Raw genomic sequence first — 22091 nt, 5'->3', positions numbered from 1 at the left:
AGAAGTAGAGCATGATGTCGTCCGAAAACCGATCACACTTTTCGGCATCATGCTCTAAAAGGAGGGCTGCGTCCGACATCGGATGCAGGAGGAGGACGGCATGGCCGAGGCCATTTCATTTCTGGAGCCGCGTGCGGATGTTCTGGCTCGCCGCAGCGCCATCGTCGCCGATCTCGCCGATCTTTTGGCGCCGGAATGTCTGATCCACGAGCCGCGCGAACTCGTACCCTTCGAAACCGATGCCTTCATTTCCTATCGCCGCTTGCCGCTGGCCGTAGCCTTGCCGCGCTCGACGGCGGAAGTGGCGGCCGTCATGAAATATTGCCATCGCTACGGCATTCCCGTCGTTCCGCGCGGCGCCGGCACCTCGCTTTCCGGCGGCGCCATCCCGCAGGAGGATGCCGTCGTTCTCGGCCTCTCCAAGATGAACCGCATCCTTGATATAGATTACGCCAATCGCGCCGCGACCGTGCAGGCTGGGGTGACGAACCTGCATGTCTCCGAAAGCGTCTCGGCCGATGGCTTCTTCTATGCGCCCGACCCGAGCTCTCAGCTTGCCTGCACCATCGGTGGCAATGTCGGCATGAATTCCGGCGGCGCGCACTGCCTGAAATATGGCGTCACGACCAACAATCTCCTCGGCGTCAAGCTGGTGCTGACCGACGGCACCGTCATCGATCTCGGCGGCAAGGCGCTGGATGCGGCGGGTTACGATCTGCTCGGCCTCGTCTGCGGCTCGGAAGGCCAGCTCGGCATCGTCACCGAGGCAACGGTGCGGCTCATCGCCAAGCCGGAGGGCGCCCGGCCGGTGCTCTTCGGCTTCGATACGTCGGAAGAGGCGGGTGCCTGTGTGGCCGATGTGATCGCCGCCGGCATCATTCCCGTTGCCATCGAATTCATGGACAAGCCGGCAATCGAAATCTGCGAGGCCTTTGCGCATGCCGGCTATCCGCTTGATGTCGGCGCGCTTCTGATCGTCGAGGTCGAGGGTTCGGAAGCGGAAATGGACGACATGCTCGCCAGCATCGTCGCCATCGCCCGCACCCACAAGGTCAAGACGGTACGCGAATGCCAGTCGGCGACAGAGGCGGCCCTGATATGGAAGGGCCGCAAATCAGCCTTCGGCGCCACCGGCCGCATTGCCGACTATATCTGCATGGACGGCACCGTGCCGCTCAGCCAGCTCTCCTTCGTGCTGAAGAGGACGGCCGAGATCATTGATGGCTATGGCCTGCGGGTCGCCAATGTCTTCCATGCCGGCGATGGCAACATGCATCCGCTGATCCTCTTCAATGCCAACGATCCCGAGGATGCCGCCAAGGCGGAAGCCGCCGGCAACGATATCCTGCGGCTCTGCGTCGATGCCGGCGGCTGTCTCACCGGCGAGCATGGCGTCGGCATCGAGAAGCGCGACCTGATGCGCCACCAATACGCCGATGTCGATCTTGCCCAGATGATGTCGGTTCGCGCCGCCTTCGATCCCGGCTGGATCCTCAATCCTTCCAAGGTCTTCCCGCTCGACGGACGCAACGCCGCATGACCGAGTTTCACCCGAAGACTGAGGAGGAAGCAGCCTCCATCATCAGCGGTCATGCGGCGCGCGGCGCGGCTCTCGCGATCGTCGGCGGTAACTCGCGATCCGGCTTCGGCAATGCGGTCGTCTCCGAAGCGGTTCTGTCGTCGCGCGATCTTGCCGGCATCGTCGCCTATAATCCGGGGGAAATGGTGATGACCGCGCGAGCCGGCACGCCGGTCGCCGAGATCGAAGCCGCCCTTGCCGAGGGCGGCCAGATGATGGCGTTCGAGCCCATGGATCACCGGCCGCTGATGGGGACGCAAGGCGAGCCGACCATCGGCGGCATTTTCGCGGCCAATGTTTCCGGCCCGCGCCGCTTCGTCAGCGGTGCCGCGCGCGACAGCCTGCTCGGCGTCCGTTTCGTCAATGGCAGGGGTGAGATCGTCAAGGCCGGCGGGCGGGTGATGAAGAACGTCACCGGCCTCGATCTGGTCAAACTGATGGCCGGCTCGCACGGAACGCTCGGCCTGTTGACCGAGGTGACCTTCCGCGTGCCGCCGAAGGCCAAGACGGAGCAGACGATCATCGTCTCCGGCCTCAACGATGCGGACGCGGCCAATGCGATGGGTGCTGCCATGGCCCTGCCGGTGGACGTATCGGGTGCAGCCCATTTGCCCCTGACGGTCGCGTGGTCCTTCATCGGCGGCACCATGCCGCAAGGGGAGGCGACGGTGCTGCGCCTCGAGGGCCTCCCTGGCTCCGTCTCGGCCAGGAGCGAAAAGCTGGCCGCCGCGATGGGCCGGCTCGGCTCGGTCAAACGCCTCGAAGAAGATGACAGCCGCAGGCTCTGGCGAGAGGTCCGCGATGTGAAACCCTATGCCGATGGCACGATGCGCCCGATCTGGCGTGTATCCGTCGCCCCCAGCATCGGCCATCAGCTCGTTGCGGCCCTTCGCCTGGAGGAGGGGGTCGATGCCTATTACGATTGGCAGGGCGGGCTTGTCTGGATGCGTATGGAAGCCGAGCCGGAGGGCGAGATGCTGCGACGCTACATTCATGCCTTGGGCGGCGGACACGCGACCCTGATGCGCGCCACCTCAGCCCACTGCGCGATGACGCCGGCCTTCCAGCCGCAGCCCGAGGCCGTGGCGCTGCTTTCGGCGCGCGTGAAGGCAAAGTTCGATCCGGCGGGGATTTTCAATCCGGGGAAGATGGCGTGATGAAATCTGGTTCCGGTCGGCGATGGCCCCTCACCCTAACCCTCTCCCCGCAGGCGGGGAGAGGGGACGACCTTTTTTGCCTTGCAGCCTCGGATGTAACTAAGCTGAGGGAAGACGGAGGGTGCATCCATCCCCTTCTCCCCGTTAATACGGGGAGAAGGTGGCCTATAGGCCGGATGAGGGGCAAGGTCTTGCTCGAACGGGGGTATGCGTAGATGCAAACCAATTTCACGCCCGAACAGCTTGCCGATCCCCATGTGGCCGAATCCGAGGCGATCCTGCGCAAATGCGTGCATTGCGGTTTCTGCACCGCCACCTGTCCCACCTATGTGACGCTCGGCAACGAGCTCGACAGCCCGCGCGGCCGCATCTACCTCATCAAGGACATGCTGGAAAACGGCCGGGCCGCCGATGCGGAAGTGGTGACGCACATCGATCGCTGTCTGTCCTGCCTCGCCTGCACGACGACCTGTCCTTCCGGTGTCGACTACATGCAGCTGGTCGATCACGCCCGCGCCCATATCGAAAATACCTACAGGCGCCCGCTGATGGACCGGCTGACCCGCAATGTGCTGGCGGCCGTGCTGCCCTATCCCGGCCGTTTCCGGCTGGCCCTGCGGCTTGCGAACCTCGGCCGGCCGTTCAAGGGCCTGTTGAAGCGTGTGCCGGCGTTGAAGGCTTTCGCCGCCATGCTCGATCTTGCGCCGCGCCGCGTCCCGGCGCCCTCGTCTTTTTCCAGGCCCGCCAGATATGAGCCGCAGGCAGAGCGTCGCGGCCGCGTCGCGATCCTGACGGGCTGCGCCCAGCCGGTGCTCGATCCGGCGATCAACGAGGCGACCATCCGCCTGCTGACGCGCCTCGGCGTCGAGGTCGTCGCGCCGGAAGGCGAGGTCTGCTGCGGTTCGCTGGTCCACCACATGGGGCGCGAGGAACAGGCGCTCGCCGCTGCCCGCGCCAATGTCGATGTGTGGATGCGGGAGATCGAGGCCGGTGGACTCGATGCCATCATCATCACCGCGTCAGGCTGCGGCACGACGATCAAGGATTACGGACATATGCTGCGCCTCGATCCGGCCTATGCGGAAAAGGCGGCAAGGGTGTCAGCGCTCGCTCGGGACATTACCGAATATCTCGCCGGTCTCGACCTGCCATCGCACATGCCGCGCGGCATCACGGTCGCCTATCACTCCGCCTGCTCCATGCAGCACGGGCAGAAGATCACCATGGCGCCGAAGCTCCTGCTGAAGGCGGCGGGCTTCACGGTGCGCGACCCGGCGGAAGGGCACCTCTGTTGCGGCTCGGCCGGCACCTACAACATCATGCAGCCGGAAATTTCGGCCGAGCTGAAGGCGCGCAAGGTCAGAAACATCGAGGCGACGAGGGCCGATATCATCGCGACGGGCAATATCGGCTGCATCACGCAGATCGCCACGGCAACGGCGATCCCGATCCTGCACACGGTGGAATTGCTGGATTGGGCCTATGGCGGCGATATGCCTGCCAAGTTGAAGGGGCTACGGCCGGCTGCGGCCTAGAGCTATTCCAGGAAAAGTGCGCAGCGGTTTTCCGTCAGGAATGCGTGGAATGAGAAGATAGAGCGCTTTCGCAATTCGTGGAAAAGCGAAAATTCTCTAATGCAGCCTATCGGGCGGCGGCGGGCGGTAAGCCTGCCATTCGATTTCGAACCGATCGGCGGCGATCCGCGTCATGCTGATGCGATCCTGCCCTTCCTCGAAGAAAATGCCATCCATCAGGCCGGCGATGCCATCGTAAAACGAGCCTTCGACCAGGCTGGTGATCCTCCGCATTTCACGCCCCAATGCGGTGAAATCGGCGACCGACATGCATTGTCGATGGCCATCGGCAAACACGTCGATAAGCCGGGGAACATCGCCGGTGATGTCGACCTCGTAATAAACGATGACCGGCTCCTCGTTTTCCGGATGGATCCAGTCGCATCTGTAATAGGAAAAGCTCATGTGTTGGAACATACCACATAATCCCCCAGCCCTGAACCGGGTTGGGGGATCGATCTCGAATTTCAACCAAACGGGCTTCAGAAGTTGAACGAGATGCCGACGTTGAGGGCGTGGGTGAAAACCTTGGTCTTCAGCGTATCGCCGCTGTCGATCGAGACGTTATTCACGAAGTTGTAGTTGCCCTTGTATTCGACGAAGGTCGACCAGTGCTTGGCGAACTGGTAGCTGACACCCGCCTGTGCCTGCAGCGAGGCGCCGCCGAATTCGTAATCGAAGGTGCGCCCGGAAGACCGGGTGACTTCGACGTGCGGGACGTTGATACCTGCACCGAGGCCGACATAGGGTGTCCAGTTGCGGGCAGGATCCTGGAATCGGTAGAGCGCGTTCAGCGTCAGCATGTTCAAGCCGTCGGTGAACTCGAAATGCGACCAGCCCGGCGTATTGCCGAGATCGCCATAGACCTTCGCATGCGAGTAATCCAGCGACACGCCCCAGTTTGGCTTGTCGAACTGATCAAGCCACCAGATGCCGCGAAACCCAAAATAGGGCGGCATCTTGAAGGATTTTCCCGACCAATTGGGGTCGAAATCGGCGCCGTCCGACGTGGTCACGTTGCTGCCGGTTGCGCCCTGCACGCCGCCATACGCGGAAAATTGCATCTCTGCCGAAGCAGAATTGGCGGCAAAGACGAATGCTGAAATAGCAAGCGCGGCAAGGGCCGGCTGCTTGATGAGAAATGCGCGATGCATATGAAATCCCCGGATGCCAAAGTGCTGCCATCTAAGCGCGCTTCCGTGACACTTCTATTGCAGTCATAGGTGCGCATGCCCGGCTTAGGCGGGAAAACTGACGGTAAACTGAAAGGAATGAGCCGGTTTGCGGCGGGTCGGCGCGATAAGTTTCAGGCTGTAACACTGATGCAACACTGGCATCAGCAGAGCCTGGTGCAGAATGGCGCATCATACGAGAAACGGGCGTCCTCGACCTGCATGACCGATGCCATGCCATGGTCCGGAACGCCCGTGAGCTGATATTCGAAAGAGAGGTGAGGAGATACTGCTCCGCTTAGAGCGTGATGCCGAAAAGTGTAGGCGGTTTTCGGACGACATCACGGTCTACTTCTTTGCTTCTAGAGCGGATTCAGATTTTAGGTCGAACAGACCTAAAATCATCCGGCTCTAGCCTCCGAACAGAGTTCTCAGAACATCGACTCCGCGATCCTGATAGCTCACTTCGCCCTGCTTGTTGCCGGGGCCGACGACGATGACCTTGGTGCCGACGGGGACCCGTTCATAGAGATCGACCACGTCCTTGTTCATCATGCGGATGCAGCCGGAAGACATATTGAGACCAATGCTCCACGGCTGGTTGGTACCATGGATGCGGAAGGCCGTGTCGTTACCGTTGCGATAGAGATACATGGCGCGCGCGCCGAGCGGATTGTCCTCGCCGCCCTCCTGGAAGGCCGGCAGCTTGCGGCCTTTCTTGGCTTCGCGAACGATCATTTCCGGCGGCGGCGTCCAGCCCGGCCACTCCGCCTTGCGGCCGACCTTGACGACGCCGGACCAGCCGAAACCGTCGCGTCCGACACCGATGCCGTAGCGTCTTGCGCGATTGCTGCCCTCGACGAGATAGAGATACTTGTTGTTGGTATCGACGATGACGGTGCCCGGCGCCTCGTTCGTCGCAAGCCGCACCATGCGCCGCTGGAACTGTGGCTTCACCTGGCCTTGCGGTTCCATCGCGACCCGGATCACGTCGCCGCCCGTGGCCGGCGCCGTATAGGGCGCGGGCGCGGAAGCGGTAAAGGCCGCTGCATTCGACGCTGCAAGAAGACACGCCGCAACGACGCCTGTCGCCACGACCGATAATGCTGCTCTCATATGGCATTCCCCTCGTTGAATTCGGTAGGAAACTACCGGAACCGACGAAGGGATCAAGATCAAAATGCCCGATGCGAAGCACGGCCTTGAAGAACGGCTCTCTTTTCTATGTCAGATCAGACTATAGTCTGAATTATAGTCGAGGGCATTTAGGGGCCGGCGGCTGGCGACCTTTCGATAAGGGCAAGATCGCTGCGCGGGCTTACACGTGTTGCTCGATCACATCACAATGACGCGGGTGCCGACCTTTACGCGGTTGTAGAGATCGGTGACATCTTCGTTGCGCAGGCGGATGCAGCCGGAGGAAACGGCGTTGCCGATGGTCCAGGGCGCATTGGTGCCGTGGATGCGATAGAGCGTGGAGCCGAGATACATGGCGCGCGCACCGAGCGGATTGGCTTCGCCACCTTCCATGTGAGCGGGAAGATAGTGCCCCTTGGCCGCTTCGCGTGCGATCATTTCCGATGGCGGCGTCCAGTCCGGCCATTCCTGCTTGCGGGTAACGGTGTGGGCGCCGGCCCATTCGAAGCCGGGCTTGCCGACGCCGACGCCATAGCGGCGCGCCTTGCCGCCGTCCATCACCAGATAGAGAAAACGGTTATTGGTGTCGATGACGATGCTGCCGGGTCTTTCCTTCGTCTGGTAGTCGACGATCTGCGGCAGGAATTGCGGGTCGATCTGGCCACGGATTGCCGGATACTGCGGACGGGCCATGGCAACCTGCTGCACGGCAGGGCGCGCAAACAAACCGCGCGGCTGCACGACCCGGCGTACCTGCGGATTGACCTGCTGCTCCATTCTGGGATCGGCCGCGCGGCGCGCCATCGGGCGGGGATAGACGACCGGTTGAACATTGCCGCCGCCAAGCTGCATCACCCAGGGCGCGGTCAGATCGGGACTGACGATGACGGGCGGGCGCGACTGGTAACGGTCGTTGGCAAAGGCGGTGGAGGCAAGCAGGCTCAGGGCGCCGGCGGCACACAGAACGGCATGTTTCATCATCGGACAAACTCTCTACACATGGGCCGAGGATGGGCGCGAAGGCACCCGGTCGAAACCATGGTGCCACTTGCACGCGAGCGAATGGTAAACATCTATTCATCAAAATGCCGCGAAGCCGATAAAGCTTTATCAGGGTTACCGCCTGGTTTGGAAAGATGGTTTGCAAGTGGTAAATCTGGAATCGGAATGCGCGATCGTCGAAATGTGCTTACGATTTTAAGCGTTTGATTGATCTGGTTTTATCCGATATTTGCATACCGGTTTCCGGTAGCGCGCGCTGAAATAGGGACGAATCGCGAAAATGGCCGATACGGGCATCATCACCGGTGAAGACGGCAGAGACCGATGCTTCTGGCACGGCAATTTGCCGGAATACCAGCGCTATCACGACGCGGAATGGGGTCGCCCGGTTGTCGACGACATCAGGCTCTTCGAGAAGATCTGCCTGGAAGGCTTCCAATCGGGCCTCTCCTGGCTGACGATCCTGCGCAAGCGCGAGAATTTCCGCGCCGCTTTTGCCGGTTTCGATTTCGAGAAGGTCGCCAGATTTGGCGATGCCGATATCGAGCGCTGCCTCGGCGATGCCGGCATCATCCGCCATCGCGGCAAGATCGTCTCCACCATCAACAATGCCAACCGCGCCATTGAGCTGCGCGGCGAATTCGGATCGCTGGCCCGCTATTTCTGGAGCCACGAGCCGACCGCCGCCGAACGCCCGGAGGTCTTCGATCTTGCGCATCTTCGCGCCAATCCGACGACGCCGGCTTCCGTGCGGATTTCGAAGGATCTGAAGAAGCGCGGCTGGACCTTCGTCGGCCCGACCACAGTTTATGCCTTCATGCAGGCCATGGGCCTCGTCAACGATCACATCGAAGGCTGCTATTGCCGGAAAGAGGTGGAGGCGATGCGCTGCGCATTGGTTCGGCCATGAGAGGCGTGTTTTTCGGCCTTCCCATGGCAATGCTCGCGCTGTTCGGCGGTGTCGCCGCCCAGGCGCAAAGCGACACCCAGCAACAGCAGCTGCCGCAGCTCGACCGCGGCGAAAAAGTCGAGAAGCTCGGCTTTCCCGCCGTCCTCGAAAAGCTGACGGGCTGGACGAAATTCGGCAAGGGCAAGGTTTATACGCTGCCGCTCAAGAAGGGTCAGCATGTGCGGATCACCTTCAGCTCGAAGAGCAAATACGCCTATATGGCGATCTTCGACCTGTCGTCGAGCGAGGACGAATCCTTCTTCGGCACGGACGAGGACGGCAATACCGCCGACGTGACCGTCAACGAGGATACGACCTGGCTGATCAAGCCCTATTATTCGCGCGTCACGCGTCGTCGTGGTCTCGGCGCGCCTTACGAGATCCTCATCGATCCCAATCCGCCGGCCGCGCAGACACCGGCCGATCAGCAGAAGGATCAGGGGCCGATGCTCTTCCCGCCGCGCTCCAAGCAGGGACAGTAGAGCCGTTCCAGGAAAAGCGCGTCGCGTCTTTCCGCTCGGAACTGCGAAACAACTGAGAGCTTACGACAGCGCGTCGAGCACGCCGCGCAGCTCGCCGAGATGGCCGATCTTGCGGAAACGCGGCGCTTCGGTCGGCTCCTCCACATGTTCGAAGGACCATGTGAGCTCGTGCGGCACGAAGACGCCGTAGCTTCCGGCGGCGAGCGCCGGCACGATATCCGATTTCAGCGAGTTGCCGATCATCATCGCCCGTTCCGGCCCGTCGCCCACCTTGGAAAAAATGCGGCGATAGGTGGAGGCGTTCTTGTCCGAGACGATTTCGACCGCATCGAAGAGGTCGCCGAGTCCAGACTGGGCGAGCTTGCGTTCCTGATCGAAGAGATCGCCCTTGGTGATCAGCACCAGCAGGTATTTTCCGGACAGGGTTTCCAGTGTCTGGCGCACATGCGGCAGCGTTTCGACGGGATGGGCGAGAAGGTCGCGGCCGATATCGAGGATCTGGGCGATGACGGTCGAGGGCACTTCACCTTCCGTAATCTCGATCGCCGTCTCGATCATCGAGAGGGTGAAGCCTTTGATGCCGAAGCCGTAGTGCCTGAGGTTGCGTTTTTCCGCCTCCAGCAGCCGCGCGGCAATGACGTCGCCTGCGGCGTGATCGGCGAGAAGTTCGGTAAATTGCAGCTCCGTCAGCCGGTAGAACTGTTCGTTCTGCCAGAGCGTGTCGTCGGCATCGAAGCCGATCGTGGTTAGGGGACGTTGCGTCATCAGTATGTCCGTTCTGCGCATGGTATGACAGTATGAGTCTATCCCGCGGCGGACCGGAAGCAAGAGCGCGCGCCGGTAACCGCATCGTGATCGACGGGAGGTCTCGCGTTGAAAACGGTTTCCGGTGCATTATGTGCTTGTTGTCTCGATTGCCGCGGAGCCAGAGCCGGGCCTTGACGACTCTCTCGTGACCTCTCCAGGGCGCCGCCGCTAGCGACTGCCATGCCGAGGCCAATCCATAGCCAAAAGATAAGCGTTCACGGCCGGAAGCGTCTTCCGGCTGATCACAAGGGAATTTCTCCTATGCGTTACAATCAACTCGGCAATACCGGGCTGTTCGTTTCCGAACTTTGCCTGGGCACGATGACCTTTGGCGAAGCCAATCCCAATAGTCCCTGGGGATCGATCGCGGACGTCGACCAGGTGCTGGCGGACAAGATCGTCGAAAATTCGCTCGCGGCCGGCATCAATTTCATCGACACCGCCGACGTCTATTCCTTCGGCAATTCCGAAAAGCTGCTCGGCCAGGCCCTGAAGAACCTCGGCGTTCCCCGCAAGGATGTCGTCATCGCCACCAAGGTCTATGGCGTCATGGGCGACAAGCCGAACGACCGCGGCGCCTCGCGCGGCCATATCATGGATTCGGTGCAGGCAAGCCTCGACCGCCTGCAGACCGATCACATCGATCTCTATCAGATCCACGGCACGGACACGGTAACCCCGATTGATGAGACCCTGCGGGCGCTGGACGATCTCGTTTCGCGCGGTCTGGTACGCTATGTCGGCGTTTCCAACTGGCAGGCCTGGCGCATCGCCAAGGCACTCGGCATTTCCGAACGTCGCGGCTTCGTCCGCTTCGAGACGGTGCAGGCCTATTATTCCATCGCCGGCCGCGATCTGGAGCGTGAAATCGTGCCACTGATGGCTGAAGAAAAGCTCGGGCTCATGGTCTGGTCGCCACTGGCGGGCGGTCTGCTCTCGGGCAAGTACGGTCCGGGCGCTCCCGGCAATGGCGAGGGTCGGCGTGCGAGCTTCGATTTCCCGCCCGTCGACAAGGATCGCGCCTGGGCCTGCGTCGCCGCCATGCGCGAAGTGGCGGAGAAACATGGCTCCAGCGTTGCCACCGTGGCGCTTGCCTGGATCCTCGCGAAACCCTTCGTCACCAGCATCATCATCGGCGCCAAGCGCCTCGACCAGCTCGACCAGAACTTGGCCGCCGTCAAGCTGAAGCTCGATGCCGGTGACATTGCAAAGCTAGATGACGTCAGCGCGCTTCCGGCCGAATATCCCGGCTGGATGCTGGCCCGCCAGGGCGCACAGCGCGTACCGCAGCCGTTCGAGCCGAAGGCCTGATTCATGAAAGGCCGGGCCGCCGCTTTTCGCAGCGGCCCGGCTTCGGTCAAAGCTCGATGACGATCTTGCCGAAGGGGCCGCGATCGAGATGATCGAAGGCGGCCGGAACCTCGCCGAGCGCATAGCGGTGGTCGATGACCGGCTTTAGGCCGATGCTGTCGACCGCGCGTACGAAATCTTCGAGCGAGCGGCGATGGCCGACGCTGATGCCTTGCACGACGGGTGATTTCAGCAACATCGGCGCCGCCGGACCGGAAATATCGAAGCCCTCGAGGACACCGATGACGGAGATCCGGCCGTGAGGCGTCACCGCCTTCAGCGATTGGCCAAAGTTCGGCCCGCCGGCGATTTCCACGATGTGGTCGATGCCGCGATCGTTGGTAAGGCGATAGACCTCTTCCACCCAGTCGTTCTTATTGCGATCGATGCCGTGATGAGCTCCAAGCGCCTTGGCCCGTGCGAGCTTCTCCTGCCCCGACGAGGTTACGAAAACCTCGGCGCCCTGTGCAACGGCAATCTGCAGACCGAACAGCGCCACGCCGCCCGTTCCCTGCACCAGCACGCTGTCGCCGGGCTTGATCTTGCCGCGCTCCACCAGCGCGAACCATGCGGTCAGGCCGGCACAGGGCAGCGTGCTTGCCTCGGCATAGTCGAGGGTCGTCGGCGCCGATACGAGCCAATCCTGCGGCATGGCGATATATTCGCAAAGCACGCCGGGATAAAAGCCTCCCAGCGTCTTGTAGGGTGGGTTGCGGGCATCGCCGAGCGGCTTGTCGTCGATCCAGCCGGGATGGAAGGTTGAAATCACTCGATCGCCGACAGCAAATCTGGTCACGTCGTCTCCCACTGCTTCGATCACGCCAGCCATATCGGAAGCCGGTACGAACGGAAATTGGAGCGGCAGCCCCATGCCGGTCTCCCGAACGAGCTTGTCGCGATAGTTCAGCGAAACGGCCTTGACCCGCACGAGCACTTCGCCGCGCGCAGGCGCGGGAACGACCGTTTCCGTGAGGGCCAAGGGAGCGCCGACGCCGACCGCCTCGAGGGTCCAGCGCTTCATGGTTTTCGTCATCATGATCTCCTGAAAGGAATTGAAAGCGATAGACGCACTATATCGTTGCTTTCAGGTCGCCAGTGACGATATTATTTCCGCTAACTGGTTCCCTTTAGGAAACAATCGTTATGAACGACATGCTCAACGGCATTCCGGAATTTGTGGAGGCGGTCGAAGCCGGTGGCTTTTCAGCGGCGGCGGTGCGCATGAATCTCTCGCGCTCTGCGATCGGCAAGACCATCGCCAAATTGGAGCGGCGCCTGAACGTGCGCCTGTTTCACCGCACCACCCGGATGCAGAGCCTGACGGACGAGGGGCAAGCCTTTTACGAACGCTGCCGGCGGGCACTGGACGAGATACAATCGGGCGAGGCCATGCTGGAATCGGGCAAGCGCGAGGTCACGGGACGCCTGCGCATTTCCATGCCCGTGCTCTTCGGCCGTCGTTGTGCAGCACCGCTGCTACTGGAACTGGCCCGCATGCATCCCAAGCTGGAGCTGGATCTCTCCTTCAGCGATCGGGTGGTCGATCTCTTCGACGAGGGGTTCGATCTGGCCGTTCGCAACGGCGTTCTGCGCGACGAGGCGGGCCTGGCCGCCCGCAGGATTGCAGCGCATCGCATGACGCTGTGTGCCTCGCCGGAGTATCTGGCCGCGAGAGGCGCGCCGCAGACCATTGCCGACCTCGATGGCCACGACCTGATCGTCTATGCGCGGTCCGGCGAGACGAAAAAGTGGACCTTCCTGCAGGATGACGGCACGGCGATCGATTATTTTCCCGAAACGCGGCTGCGACTTGATGATCTCGAAGTCATGGCGGACGCCGCCGCGTCGGGAATGGGGATCACCTGGCTGCCTTGCTGGCTGGTGCGCGATTACGTTTATGCCGGCACACTCGCCCAGGCGTTGAAGAATGTTTCCAGCCGGGCGGTCAACGTCTATGCGGTCTGGCCGCAGGTGCCGCAGCTCTCGCTGAAGATGCGTGCGGTCATCGATCTACTGGCCGCGCGCCTGCCTGACATCATGAATTGAGCCTATCAGTCTTCCCCGCGGGTGAAAGGAGGACGCCGTCGGCGAAGACCTGATCCCATTGGAACACCTGCACGGATTTGCGCAGTCCGGCCGCCCAGAATGGGTCTTCCTTCACCAGCCGGTCGACGTCACGTGTGGTCTCCGCTTCGACAAGCCATAGGCCACCGGCAAAGGTTTCGTCCTCCCGGCCGAGCGGGCCTGCCGTTCTGATCGAAACGGCGTTCACCTGAAGGAAGGCGAAGTGGCGTTGCAGATAGTCCTTGCGGATCGCGGCGGCGTTTTGCCGGTCGTCCTCAAACAGAACCGCGAATAGGGTCATCGTCACCTCCTTGCTGTATATTTCCACTCTATGGCCGCAATAATGCGGATACACGCAGTAAGTTTGCCGTTAGGAGCTGCAAAATTGCACGATATTGATTGGAACGATCTGCGCCATCTTCTGGCGCTTGCGCGTGGCGGATCCTTCGCAGCCGCCGGCAGGGCGCTAGGCACGGATGCGACGACAGTCGGCCGCCGTCTGCGCATTTTGGAGAAACGCCTTGGCACTCCGCTATTCTCGCGCGCCGCAAGCGGTGTCCTGTCACCGACGCCGACAGGTGAGATCGCGGTGGCGAAAGCCGAGGCGATCGAGGCCGAGGTAATGGCACTCTCAGGTGCGTTGGACGCGGCCGATCCGATGGCGCTCGGCAAGGTACGTCTTACGGCAGCGCCATCCTTCATCAGCAGGCTGCTGATCCCCTCGCTGCCCAGCCTGCTGGCCCAGCATTCCAGCCTGCAACTGGAGCTCATCGGCGATCCCAGAAATTTTAACCTGACCCGGCGCGAGGCGGATATGGCTTTGCGCCTCGCAAGGCCAGCCGACATGACGAATGGCAGGGTGGTCGCGAGACGGATCGCGACACTGGACTATGCCGTCTACGTCGCCGCCGGGCAGGAGAGCCACGCGGAAGACTTGCCCTGGATCGTCTATGAGGAGGCGATGGTGCATTTGCCGCATGCCCGTTGGATTGCGGCACAGGCGGAGAAATCAGGCCGTTCCAGCCCGCTTGCGGTCAACGATGCCGAAGCTCTGCTTCAGGCAGCGGTTGCGGGATTGGGGCGCGCGCTCCTGCCGAAAATCCTCGCAGAGAATGCCAGCGGGCTCCGCCGCGTCGATAGCGGCGAGAGAAATCCGCCGGTGCGCGAGATGTGGCTGCTCATGCATGCCGAGCTTCGTCAGCTCGTCCGTATCCGCGCCGTTTCCGATTGGCTGGATGGAGTCTTCCACAATCGGCATACGGAGCGATGAAAGAGGCGGGCACAATGCCGCCTCCCATTTATCGGATGAATTACTTGCTGTGCTTCTTCAGCCAGGCTTTCATTTCCTTGATCTCGGCTTCCTGTGCGGTGATGACGCCTTGCGCCAGCTTGCGCAGCTCGGGATCTTTGCCGTATTTCAGCTCGATCTTCGCCATGTCGATCGCGCCCTGATGATGCGGGATCATGCCGCGGACGAAATCCGCATCCGCGTCGCCGCTGTAGTTGATCATCATGTCCTTGTGCATCTTGCCCATGGCATCGTTGAAGGCCTTGCTGGAGGCGCCTTGGTCGCCCATTGGCTTGCTCATGTCCATGCCCTTCATGTCGTCGGCAAAGGCGGGAAGGGCGAGGGCAAAGGCGAATGCGCCGGCGAGCATCAGCGATTTTGAAGTAGACATAGATATTCTCTCCGTTTCCTAACGGTATCTGGATTTGAGCGGAAAGCCGCTCGTGAAATGAAAGAAGATGATCGTCAGGCGAAACGGGGCGGCGGTGGCGTCGGCTGCGGCCGGGAGTCGGCAAGACGCTGGCCCGGCGCAGGTGCCGGATACGAGAATGCGTTCGTGGCGTCTTCGATCGCAAGTGTCGGCGTCAGTGCAAGACAGGCGGCGCAAGACGCCACATGGGCCATGCCGCCGGCGCAAGGGTTCTCCGGCTTCTTCTCCTGATGCTGCGCCATGTCGCCATGGCTCGCCATGCCAGGCATATCGGCCATGCCATGCATGCTCATGGGCGATGCCGCCGGCATTGCTGTGATGGAATCGCAGATGGGACAATTCGCCAGCGCCGGCATGGCACCGTAGAACATCCAGGCAATTACCATCGTCAGGATCGCAAGCGAGCGCATGCCGCTAACATAGGATGAAGTGTGGCCATCGCCAACCCGCTGTTGGCGATCATTATCGCAAAATCGAAGCCTGCATTTAACGATAGATATCGCGGCGGTTCCCGATTTCGATAACCAGCACAACCAGACGACTGTCCTGCAGGTCGCAGATAATGCGGTAATCGCCGATCCGATAACGCCAATAATTTCCCAATCGCGCGCCCTGCAGGGCATCGCCTACTTGACGAGGATCATGCAAGCTTGGAAGACGCTCTTCAAGAAAGCCTCTTATTCTGTTGCGTGTCTTTGGATCGAGTTTTTCGACGAACTTGCGAGCGGATCGCGCATATTCAACCGTCCAGGCCTCGCCAGAATTCCTCGGAGCTTACGACCTCGTCTTCACCATTCTTGATCCGCTCCATGGCTCGTTCTGCAAGGTAAAGGTCTTCCAGGTCATCCAGATGTGCCTCGATGGCCTGACGAATATAGAAAGTTGCGGTGCGGCCCGTTCGCTCGGCCAGAACTTGCAGGCGTTCGTAGGTTTCATCCGGCAAACGGATGGCTGTTTGTTTGCTCATCGAGGTGGCTCTGAGAGAGACGGGATACGTGTATCCCAAATATAGATCTTCTTTGCCCATCTGTCATCCGCGGTTTGTCAGTTTTGTCAAATGACAATCATACAATCCTTGCCGCATTCCGCCCAATCCGCTAGTTAACCGCGACTGTTCCCGTACTGGATTACCCTACAGATGAGCGACAAACAAAAGAAACCGCAGAAGCTCAAGGCCCGCCTGCCGCGCGGCTTTGTCGATCGTTCGGCCAGCGACATCCGCGCCGTTAACGAAATGACCGCAAAGATCCGGGCCGTGTTTGAGCATTATGGTTTCGATCCTATCGAAACTCCGCTGTTCGAATATACCGATGCGCTCGGCAAGTTTCTGCCCGACAGCGACCGGCCGAACGAAGGCGTGTTCTCGCTTCAGGATGACGACGAGCAGTGGATGTCGCTGCGCTACGACCTGACGGCGCCGCTCGCCCGTCATGTCGCCGAGAATTTCAACGAGATTCAGCTTCCCTACCGCACCTATCGCGCCGGCTATGTCTTCCGCAACGAGAAGCCAGGCCCGGGCCGCTTCCGCCAGTTCATGCAGTTCGACGCCGATACCGTCGGCGCGCCCGGCGTGCAGGCGGATGCCGAAATGTGCATGATGATGGCCGATACGCTGGAGGCTTTGGGCATCAAGCGCGGCGACTATGTGGTCCGCGTCAACAACCGCAAGGTTCTCGACGGTGTGTTGGAGGCGATCGGCCTTGGCGGCGATGACAAGGCCGCTCAGCGGCTGAACGTGCTCCGCGCCATCGATAAGCTCGACAAGTTCGGTCCGGAAGGCGTAGCGCTGCTGCTCGGTCCCGGCCGCAAGGACGAGTCCGGCGACTTCACCAAGGGTGCCGGCCTCAACGCCGATCAGATCGAGAAGGTGCTCTTCTTCGTCGGCATCAAGGACTACGCCGAAAGTGCCGCCCAGCTTGCCGAGCTTGTCGCCGGTACGTCCAAAGGTGGCGAAGGCGTCGAGGAACTGAATTTCATCGGCAGCCTCGTCACCAGCGCCGGCTACGAAGCAGATCGCATCAAAATCGACCCGTCCGTCGTGCGTGGTCTCGAATATTACACCGGCCCGGTCTACGAAGCCGAGCTGCTGTTCGACGTCACCAACGAGAAGGGCGAGAAGGTCGTCTTCGGTTCGGTCGGTGGCGGCGGCCGTTATGACGGGCTCGTCTCGCGCTTCATGGGCCAGCCGGTGCCGGCCACCGGCTTTTCCATCGGCGTGTCGCGCCTGATGACGGCGCTGAAGAATCTGGGCAAGCTCGGCATGGACGAAGTGATCGAGCCCGTGCTGGTCACAGTTATGGATGGCGATGTCGACGCCATGGGGCGCTACCAGCGTTTCACGCAGCAGCTGCGCGCTGCCGGCATTCGCGCCGAGATGTACCAGGGCAACTGGAAGAAATTCGGCAACCAGCTGAAATATGCCGATCGCCGTGGTTGCCCGATCGCCATCATCCAGGGCGGCGACGAGCGCGCTGAGGGCGTCGTCCAGATCAAGGACCTGATCGAGGGCAAGCGCCTCTCCGGCGAGATCGAGGACAATGCCAGCTGGCGGGAAGCCCGGGTAGCGCAGGAAACCGTGCTGGAAGCGGAATTGATCGAGAAGGTCAAAGCTATCTTGGCGGCGCAGGCGGAAGACCGGAAGAGGGCGGGCTGATGCCCCTGATCAATCTTCCGGATTTTGCCGGCGATCTGCTGGACGAGTTCACGGGGCGCCGGACGGAGAGGGTGGATATGCCCATCATCCAGCCGGCCGAGCCCTTTCTCGATATGGCCGGCGAGGATCTTCGCCGCCGCATCTTCATGACAGAGAGCGAAACCGGCGCCAGCCTCTGCCTGCGTCCGGAGTTCACGATCCCGGTCTGTCTGCGCCATATCGAAACCGCGACCGGTACGCCGAAGCGCTATTCCTATCTCGGCGAGATCTTTCGCCAGCGCCGCGAAGGCGGCCATGAGTTCTACCAGGCCGGTATCGAGGATCTCGGCGATGGCGATACGGCAAGCGCCGACGCCCGCGCCATCGGCGACGCCATCGGTATCCTGAACCGGCTGGTCCCCGGCAAACCGCTTTCCGTCACGCTGGGCGATCAGGCCGTGTTCGAAGCCGTGGTACAGGCGCTCGGGCTGCCGTCTGGCTGGCAGAAGCGCCTGATCCACGCCTTCGGCAACATGATGCAGCTCGAAACCATGCTGGCGCATCTCGCAAGCCCGCAGCCGGTCACCGGGCTCGATGCGCATGTGCTCGATTTCCTGAGCCGCGGCGACGAGCAGGGGCTGGTCAAGCATATCGATGCCACCATGCAAGTTACCGGCTATTCCACCAATGCCAGCCGCTCGCCGCAGGAAATCGCCCGCCGCCTTCGTGAGAAGCTGGTCCTGTCGGAAACCCGGCTCGATGACGCTGCCTATGGTGTGCTGGAGGAGTTTCTCTCTCTGAGCGTGCCGCTGGCGGACGCCTCCGCCGCATTGGCCGGCTTTGCCGACGCGGCAGGCTTAAAGCTCGGCAAGGCTTTGGAAAGCTTCGATGCGCGCGTCAAAGCGCTGGCCAAGGCTGGCGTCGATGCCTCGAAGATAGACTATCGCGCCGCTTTCGGCCGTCCGCTTGATTACTATACCGGCCTCGTCTTTGAAGTGACGATGGAAGGATCGAGCGCGGTGCTAGCCGGTGGCGGCCGCTTCGATAGGCTGATGACCCTGCTCGGCGCCAAGAACCATATTCCGGCCGTCGGCTTCGCGCTCTGGCTCGACCGCATCGAAACCGCGAGGGCTGGCTGATGACCATCACCATTGCGCTTCCCTCGAAGGGCCGGATGAAGGACGATTGTTCGGCTGTTTTCGAGCGTGCCGGCATGCCGATCGTCGCCGTCGGCAATGACCGCTCCTATCGCGGCCGTGTCGAAGGCTTGGAAGGCATCGAGATTGCCTTCCTGTCGGCCTCGGAAATTTCGCGAGAGATCGGCAATGGCAGCGTCGATTTCGGCATTACCGGCGAAGATCTCGTGCGCGAGGGTATGGCGGAGGCCGACCGCCGTGTCGAATTCTGCGCAAGGCTTGGCTTCGGCAATGCCGATGTCGTCGTCGCGGTGCCGGACATCTGGCTTGACGTCGACACCATGGCCGATCTCGGCGATGTCGCCGCCGATTTCCGCGCCCGTCATGGCCGCAGGCTGACGGTCGCGACGAAATACTGGCGGCTGACGCAGCAGTTCTTTTCGAGCCAGCACGGCATCCAGCTCTATCGTATCGTCGAAAGCCTCGGCGCCACGGAAGGTGCACCTGCAGCCGGTTCTGCCGATATCATCGTCGACATCACCTCCACCGGCTCGACCCTGCGGGCGAACCATCTGAAAGTCCTGTCGGATGGGATCATCCTGCGTTCGGAGGCTTGCCTGGTGCGCGCCCGCAAGGAAAGCCACGAGGGCGATCCAATGGTTGAGCGCATCATTTCGGCGGTGCGCAGCGCGCTCTGACCTTTCAGTTTCCCATTCACGCAAAGAGGCCCGCCGGAAACCCGGCGGGCCTTTTGTCTTGGGGTATGCTTTGATCAGGCGGCGGCGTAGGCACCGCGGCGTGCATCAACCGAGTAGACGCCTGCGCCGTTGGTGGCGAGCATGATGTAGGCGCCGGCAAGCGTGACGTTCTTCAGGAAGTTGACGAAGTTCAGGCCGTTGATCCAGCCGTTGGCCGCAGCCGGGAAGTCCGGAACGTTGACCGTCGGCAGATGGAAGACGATGCCGGTGAAGACGCAGAATGCGGCGAGCAGCCAGCCGACGATGCGGACCTGGAAGCCGATGAGAACGCAGACGCCGGTGATGAATTCAAAGGCGCCGGCGAGATAGGTGAGAAGCGTCGAGGCGGGCATGCCGGCACCGGCGATCATGCCGGCGGTGCCGGACGGATCGGTCAGCTTGCCGAAGCCGGCGAAGATGAACATGAAAGCGAGCAGAATGCGCGCCACGAGAATGATGATGTTGTTGGTATTGGACATGAGGATCTCCAGTAAATTCAGTTCGGATCGGGTGGCGGCAATTTCTGGAGGCAGATATCCTTGATTTTCCCTAGATTGAAAAGATAAACAACTGCGCACAATTAGTTCACAATCATTGAACAATGACGCCGCTCGAACGCTCTTCCCATCGGCTCCATATCGGCTATGGTGGCGCGAATTTATCCACAAAATCATGATCTTTGGAAGGAAATCCCATGGCCGATCTCTCCTCGTTTCCGATCACGAAGCGCTGGCCAGCCAGCAATCCCGATATCATCCAGCTCTATTCGCTGCCGACGCCGAACGGCGTCAAGGTTTCGATCGCGCTCGAGGAACTTGGCCTGCCCTATGAGCCGCATCTGGTTTCCTTCGGCACCAATGATCAGAAGTCGCCGGAATTCGTTTCGCTGAATCCGAACGGCCGCATTCCCGCGATCATCGATCCCAATGGTCCCGATGGCAAACCGATCGGCCTGTTCGAATCGGGCGCGATCCTGGTCTATCTCGCGGAAAAGACCGGCAAGCTCATTCCGAGCGATGCGGCCGGGCGCTACGAGACGCTGGAATGGGTCTTCTTCCAGATGGCCGGTGTCGGACCGATGTTCGGTCAGTTCGGCCATTTCTTCAAATTCGCGGCCGAAAAGGTTGCCAACAACTCCTATCCGGTCGAGCGTTACCGCGATGAGGCCAAGCGCCTGCTGAGTGTGCTGGAAGGTCGCCTGCAGGGACGTCAGTGGATCATGGGCGATGAATATACCATTGCCGACATCACCACCTTCCCGTGGGTCCGCGGCGTCGATGTCTTTTATGGCGGCCGTGAAGTCCTTGAACTCGAGAGCTTCCCCTCGGTCATGAGCTGGCTTGATCGCGCTCTCGCGCGTCCAGCAAGCCAGCGCGGCCTTAATATTCCGAAGCGGGATTGATTGGTCCTTCCCGGCTCGACAAGTCAGGTAAGTCCTTTTCGCTAGCGCCTACGTACGTGGCCCCTCACCCCAGCCCTCTCCCCGTAAACGGGGTGAGGGGGCGGGTTCGCTTTCAGCGGCGTAGGCATCGATTTTGGAAAAGGAGACTCCCTCTCTCCGCTTGCGGAGAGAGGGCTGGGGTGAGGGGCCAGGTACAAAAGTGCGGCGATAATGGACTCGCCTGACCATCGTCTGCAGTCGTTTTTACTGCCGGCTCGCCAACTGGCTGCCCGGCTCCGGCTTGAAGCGTGGAAACAGAAAGACGCCGATCATGCTGCCGGTGTGTTGACCATCCGCGGCAACGGATTCGCCGACGCAAAAGATCGGCTGGCGGTGGCCGCCGGCGGCAAGCGTCGTGGTGGAATAGCAGAAAGAGGAATTGGTGGTTGCCGCCTGTTCGAACAGATCGAGGATGCGCGCGCGATCATGCGTGTCATAGCAATGCATCAGGCTCAGGAGGCCGCATTCCGAAGAACTCAGGCCATGCAGCATCGTGCTCCATTGCCCGAGCTTGATGATGCCGCTCGACAGATCACCCGTCCAGCCCTCGGAACGCAGAACTGCGCGAGCAGGTCAGGATTGTGACCGTCAAACTCCAGCGAGCCCGGCGCAAACGGCGCGGCAAAATTGGCCTTGGCAATCTTGAACAAGATGATCCCCACTTGAGTGCATGGTCCTCCCGCGCTTCATCCAAATTCCCATGCATCTTCCGGATGGAATGTCTTCCCGCATGCCGTGCTTCATGAAAAAACAGGGTATTCGGCTCCACTCATTCCGTTTTCCGCCATGCTTCTTCCGGACCGTCGACTCCACCCATGAAGTCATTTCAAGTAAAAAATCCGGACGCCCGTCAATTCTCAAGGTCATGACCACGCGCGGGCGCTGGTTAACCGTGCCGAAAATAAGTAAAATTTGCGTGCATTGCAGCTAACCCTCTAAAATCGCTGCGCTGGGATTTATAGGAGCTTTTTCAAAAACGGCAATGGGGCAATTTGCATAAATTTGCGCTCCGCGAAACTTGTTAGTCCCATGCCGAAACCATAGGCGCCCAATAAAAAGGGCGACCCGAGGGCCGCCCTTCGTCAATTCCGGATATCGGAATGAAGACTAGTAATAAGGCAGAGGCCTTATCACATCATGTCCATGCCGCCACT

At 61.0% G+C, this 22091-nt stretch carries 23 protein-coding genes and 2 pseudogenes; 12 read left to right on the top strand and 13 right to left on the bottom strand.

The features are described 5' to 3' along the window. Positions 1-100: 100 nt before the first annotated feature. The 3 genes from HGP16_RS15565 to glcF all read left to right on the top strand — a co-directional run bounded on the left by HGP16_RS15565 (position 101) and on the right by glcF (position 4271). On the top strand, positions 101-1540 hold the full coding sequence (locus HGP16_RS15565) for an FAD-binding oxidoreductase (protein ID WP_168840923.1): 1440 nt from the start codon (positions 101-103) through the stop codon (positions 1538-1540). After that, entirely contained in the window at positions 1537-2736 is a 1200-nt protein-coding gene (locus HGP16_RS15560; protein WP_168840922.1) for an FAD-binding protein, read from the top strand. The genes HGP16_RS15565 and HGP16_RS15560 overlap by 4 nt, the downstream gene beginning before the upstream one ends. A 215-nt stretch (positions 2737-2951) precedes the next feature. Then, positions 2952-4271 (top strand): glycolate oxidase subunit GlcF, encoded by a 1320-nt coding sequence (gene glcF, locus HGP16_RS15555; protein WP_168840921.1) that lies wholly within the window; start codon positions 2952-2954, stop codon positions 4269-4271. Positions 4272-4367: 96 nt separating this feature from the next. Here the strand turns inward: glcF and HGP16_RS15550 are convergent, their stop codons facing one another. From HGP16_RS15550 to HGP16_RS15535, 4 genes are all read right to left on the bottom strand, one after another. Further along, positions 4368-4727 carry a DUF6881 domain-containing protein gene (locus HGP16_RS15550; protein WP_246703490.1) on the bottom strand — a complete coding sequence of 120 codons (360 nt, stop codon included), beginning with the start codon at positions 4725-4727 and terminating at the stop codon, positions 4368-4370. Between the two features lie 65 nt (positions 4728-4792). Beyond that, a complete protein-coding gene (locus HGP16_RS15545) occupies positions 4793-5464 on the bottom strand; it encodes an outer membrane protein (protein ID WP_168840920.1) in 672 nt (223 codons plus the stop codon). 429 nt (positions 5465-5893) lie between these two features. After that, complete coding sequence (locus HGP16_RS15540; RefSeq protein WP_168840919.1) at positions 5894-6598, bottom strand: L,D-transpeptidase; 705 nt, start codon at positions 6596-6598, stop codon at positions 5894-5896. A 219-nt stretch (positions 6599-6817) separates the two neighbouring features. Further along, on the bottom strand, positions 6818-7600 hold the full coding sequence (locus HGP16_RS15535) for a L,D-transpeptidase (RefSeq protein ID WP_168840918.1): 783 nt from the start codon (positions 7598-7600) through the stop codon (positions 6818-6820). Positions 7601-7901: 301 nt separating this feature from the next. On the opposite strand from HGP16_RS15535, the gene HGP16_RS15530 reads away from it, so the two are divergent. Both HGP16_RS15530 and HGP16_RS15525 read left to right on the top strand, forming a co-directional pair. Further along, positions 7902-8531: a DNA-3-methyladenine glycosylase I gene (locus tag HGP16_RS15530; RefSeq protein WP_168840917.1), complete on the top strand. Its 630-nt coding sequence runs from the start codon at positions 7902-7904 to the stop codon at positions 8529-8531. A gap of 29 nt (positions 8532-8560) precedes the next feature. Further along, the gene (locus HGP16_RS15525; RefSeq protein ID WP_246703497.1) at positions 8561-9052 is read left to right on the top strand and encodes a hypothetical protein; all 492 of its coding nucleotides are present in this window, start codon (positions 8561-8563) and stop codon (positions 9050-9052) included. Positions 9053-9112: 60 nt separating this feature from the next. Here HGP16_RS15525 and HGP16_RS15520 read toward each other — a convergent pair whose 3' ends face one another. Beyond that, positions 9113-9817, bottom strand: a complete 705-nt coding sequence (locus HGP16_RS15520) for an HAD family hydrolase (RefSeq protein WP_168840915.1) — start codon at positions 9815-9817, stop codon at positions 9113-9115. Positions 9818-10120: 303 nt separating this feature from the next. On the opposite strand from HGP16_RS15520, the gene HGP16_RS15515 reads away from it, so the two are divergent. After that, positions 10121-11170, top strand: a complete 1050-nt coding sequence (locus tag HGP16_RS15515) for an aldo/keto reductase (RefSeq protein WP_168840914.1) — start codon at positions 10121-10123, stop codon at positions 11168-11170. Positions 11171-11216: 46 nt separating this feature from the next. On the opposite strand, the gene HGP16_RS15510 is transcribed toward HGP16_RS15515, so the two are convergent. Then, positions 11217-12242, bottom strand: a complete 1026-nt coding sequence (locus HGP16_RS15510) for an NAD(P)-dependent alcohol dehydrogenase (RefSeq protein ID WP_168841104.1) — start codon at positions 12240-12242, stop codon at positions 11217-11219. Between the two features lie 110 nt (positions 12243-12352). On the opposite strand from HGP16_RS15510, the gene HGP16_RS15505 reads away from it, so the two are divergent. Then, positions 12353-13255 (top strand): LysR family transcriptional regulator, encoded by a 903-nt coding sequence (locus HGP16_RS15505; RefSeq protein ID WP_168840913.1) that lies wholly within the window; start codon positions 12353-12355, stop codon positions 13253-13255. Here HGP16_RS15505 and HGP16_RS15500 read toward each other — a convergent pair. Further along, complete coding sequence (locus HGP16_RS15500) at positions 13245-13574, bottom strand: YciI family protein (protein WP_168840912.1); 330 nt, start codon at positions 13572-13574, stop codon at positions 13245-13247. The two genes, HGP16_RS15505 and HGP16_RS15500, sit on opposite strands and share 11 nt — an antisense overlap. A gap of 84 nt (positions 13575-13658) precedes the next feature. Between HGP16_RS15500 and HGP16_RS15495 the strand changes: the two genes are divergently transcribed. Beyond that, complete coding sequence (locus HGP16_RS15495; RefSeq protein ID WP_246703491.1) at positions 13659-14543, top strand: LysR family transcriptional regulator; 885 nt, start codon at positions 13659-13661, stop codon at positions 14541-14543. A 40-nt stretch (positions 14544-14583) separates the two neighbouring features. Here HGP16_RS15495 and HGP16_RS15490 read toward each other — a convergent pair whose 3' ends face one another. The 4 genes and pseudogenes from HGP16_RS15490 to HGP16_RS15475 all read right to left on the bottom strand — a co-directional run bounded on the left by HGP16_RS15490 (position 14584) and on the right by HGP16_RS15475 (position 15958). Continuing rightward, a complete protein-coding gene (locus HGP16_RS15490; RefSeq protein ID WP_168840910.1) occupies positions 14584-14952 on the bottom strand; it encodes a DUF305 domain-containing protein in 369 nt (122 codons plus the stop codon). 74 nt (positions 14953-15026) lie between these two features. Beyond that, entirely contained in the window at positions 15027-15401 is a 375-nt protein-coding gene (locus HGP16_RS15485; protein ID WP_168840909.1) for a hypothetical protein, read from the bottom strand. Positions 15402-15477: 76 nt separating this feature from the next. After that, positions 15478-15741 (bottom strand): annotated as a pseudogene (locus HGP16_RS15480) (type II toxin-antitoxin system RelE family toxin); the annotation flags it as partial. Continuing rightward, positions 15731-15958, bottom strand: a complete 228-nt coding sequence (locus HGP16_RS15475) for a DUF6290 family protein (RefSeq protein WP_168841103.1) — start codon at positions 15956-15958, stop codon at positions 15731-15733. The gene HGP16_RS15475 and the pseudogene HGP16_RS15480, both read right to left, overlap by 11 nt. A gap of 171 nt (positions 15959-16129) precedes the next feature. On the opposite strand from HGP16_RS15475, the gene hisS reads away from it, so the two are divergent. Genes hisS through hisG form a run of 3 tightly spaced genes read left to right on the top strand, consistent with a single transcriptional unit; the run spans position 16130 to position 19457 of the window. Beyond that, positions 16130-17644 carry a histidine--tRNA ligase gene (gene hisS / locus HGP16_RS15470; protein ID WP_168840908.1) on the top strand — a complete coding sequence of 505 codons (1515 nt, stop codon included), beginning with the start codon at positions 16130-16132 and terminating at the stop codon, positions 17642-17644. Beyond that, the gene (locus HGP16_RS15465; RefSeq protein ID WP_168840907.1) at positions 17644-18762 is read left to right on the top strand and encodes an ATP phosphoribosyltransferase regulatory subunit; all 1119 of its coding nucleotides are present in this window, start codon (positions 17644-17646) and stop codon (positions 18760-18762) included. The genes hisS and HGP16_RS15465 overlap by 1 nt, the downstream gene beginning before the upstream one ends. Continuing rightward, on the top strand, positions 18762-19457 hold the full coding sequence (gene hisG, locus HGP16_RS15460) for an ATP phosphoribosyltransferase (RefSeq protein WP_168840906.1): 696 nt from the start codon (positions 18762-18764) through the stop codon (positions 19455-19457). The genes HGP16_RS15465 and hisG overlap by 1 nt, the downstream gene beginning before the upstream one ends. A gap of 74 nt (positions 19458-19531) precedes the next feature. On the opposite strand, the gene HGP16_RS15455 is transcribed toward hisG, so the two are convergent. Then, on the bottom strand, positions 19532-19975 hold the full coding sequence (locus HGP16_RS15455; protein ID WP_168840905.1) for a DoxX family protein: 444 nt from the start codon (positions 19973-19975) through the stop codon (positions 19532-19534). A gap of 215 nt (positions 19976-20190) precedes the next feature. On the opposite strand from HGP16_RS15455, the gene HGP16_RS15450 reads away from it, so the two are divergent. Beyond that, entirely contained in the window at positions 20191-20898 is a 708-nt protein-coding gene (locus tag HGP16_RS15450) for a glutathione binding-like protein (RefSeq protein ID WP_168840904.1), read from the top strand. Positions 20899-21141: 243 nt separating this feature from the next. On the opposite strand, the pseudogene HGP16_RS15445 reads toward HGP16_RS15450, so the two are convergent. Continuing rightward, positions 21142-21587: pseudogene (locus HGP16_RS15445) on the bottom strand (hypothetical protein). Positions 21588-22091: the final 504 nt, after the last annotated feature.

The sequence above is a fragment of the Rhizobium sp. P40RR-XXII genome (assembly GCF_012641405.1).
Classification (GTDB): domain Bacteria; phylum Pseudomonadota; class Alphaproteobacteria; order Rhizobiales; family Rhizobiaceae; genus Rhizobium.
This window is presented reverse-complemented; position numbering and strand designations above follow the sequence as displayed.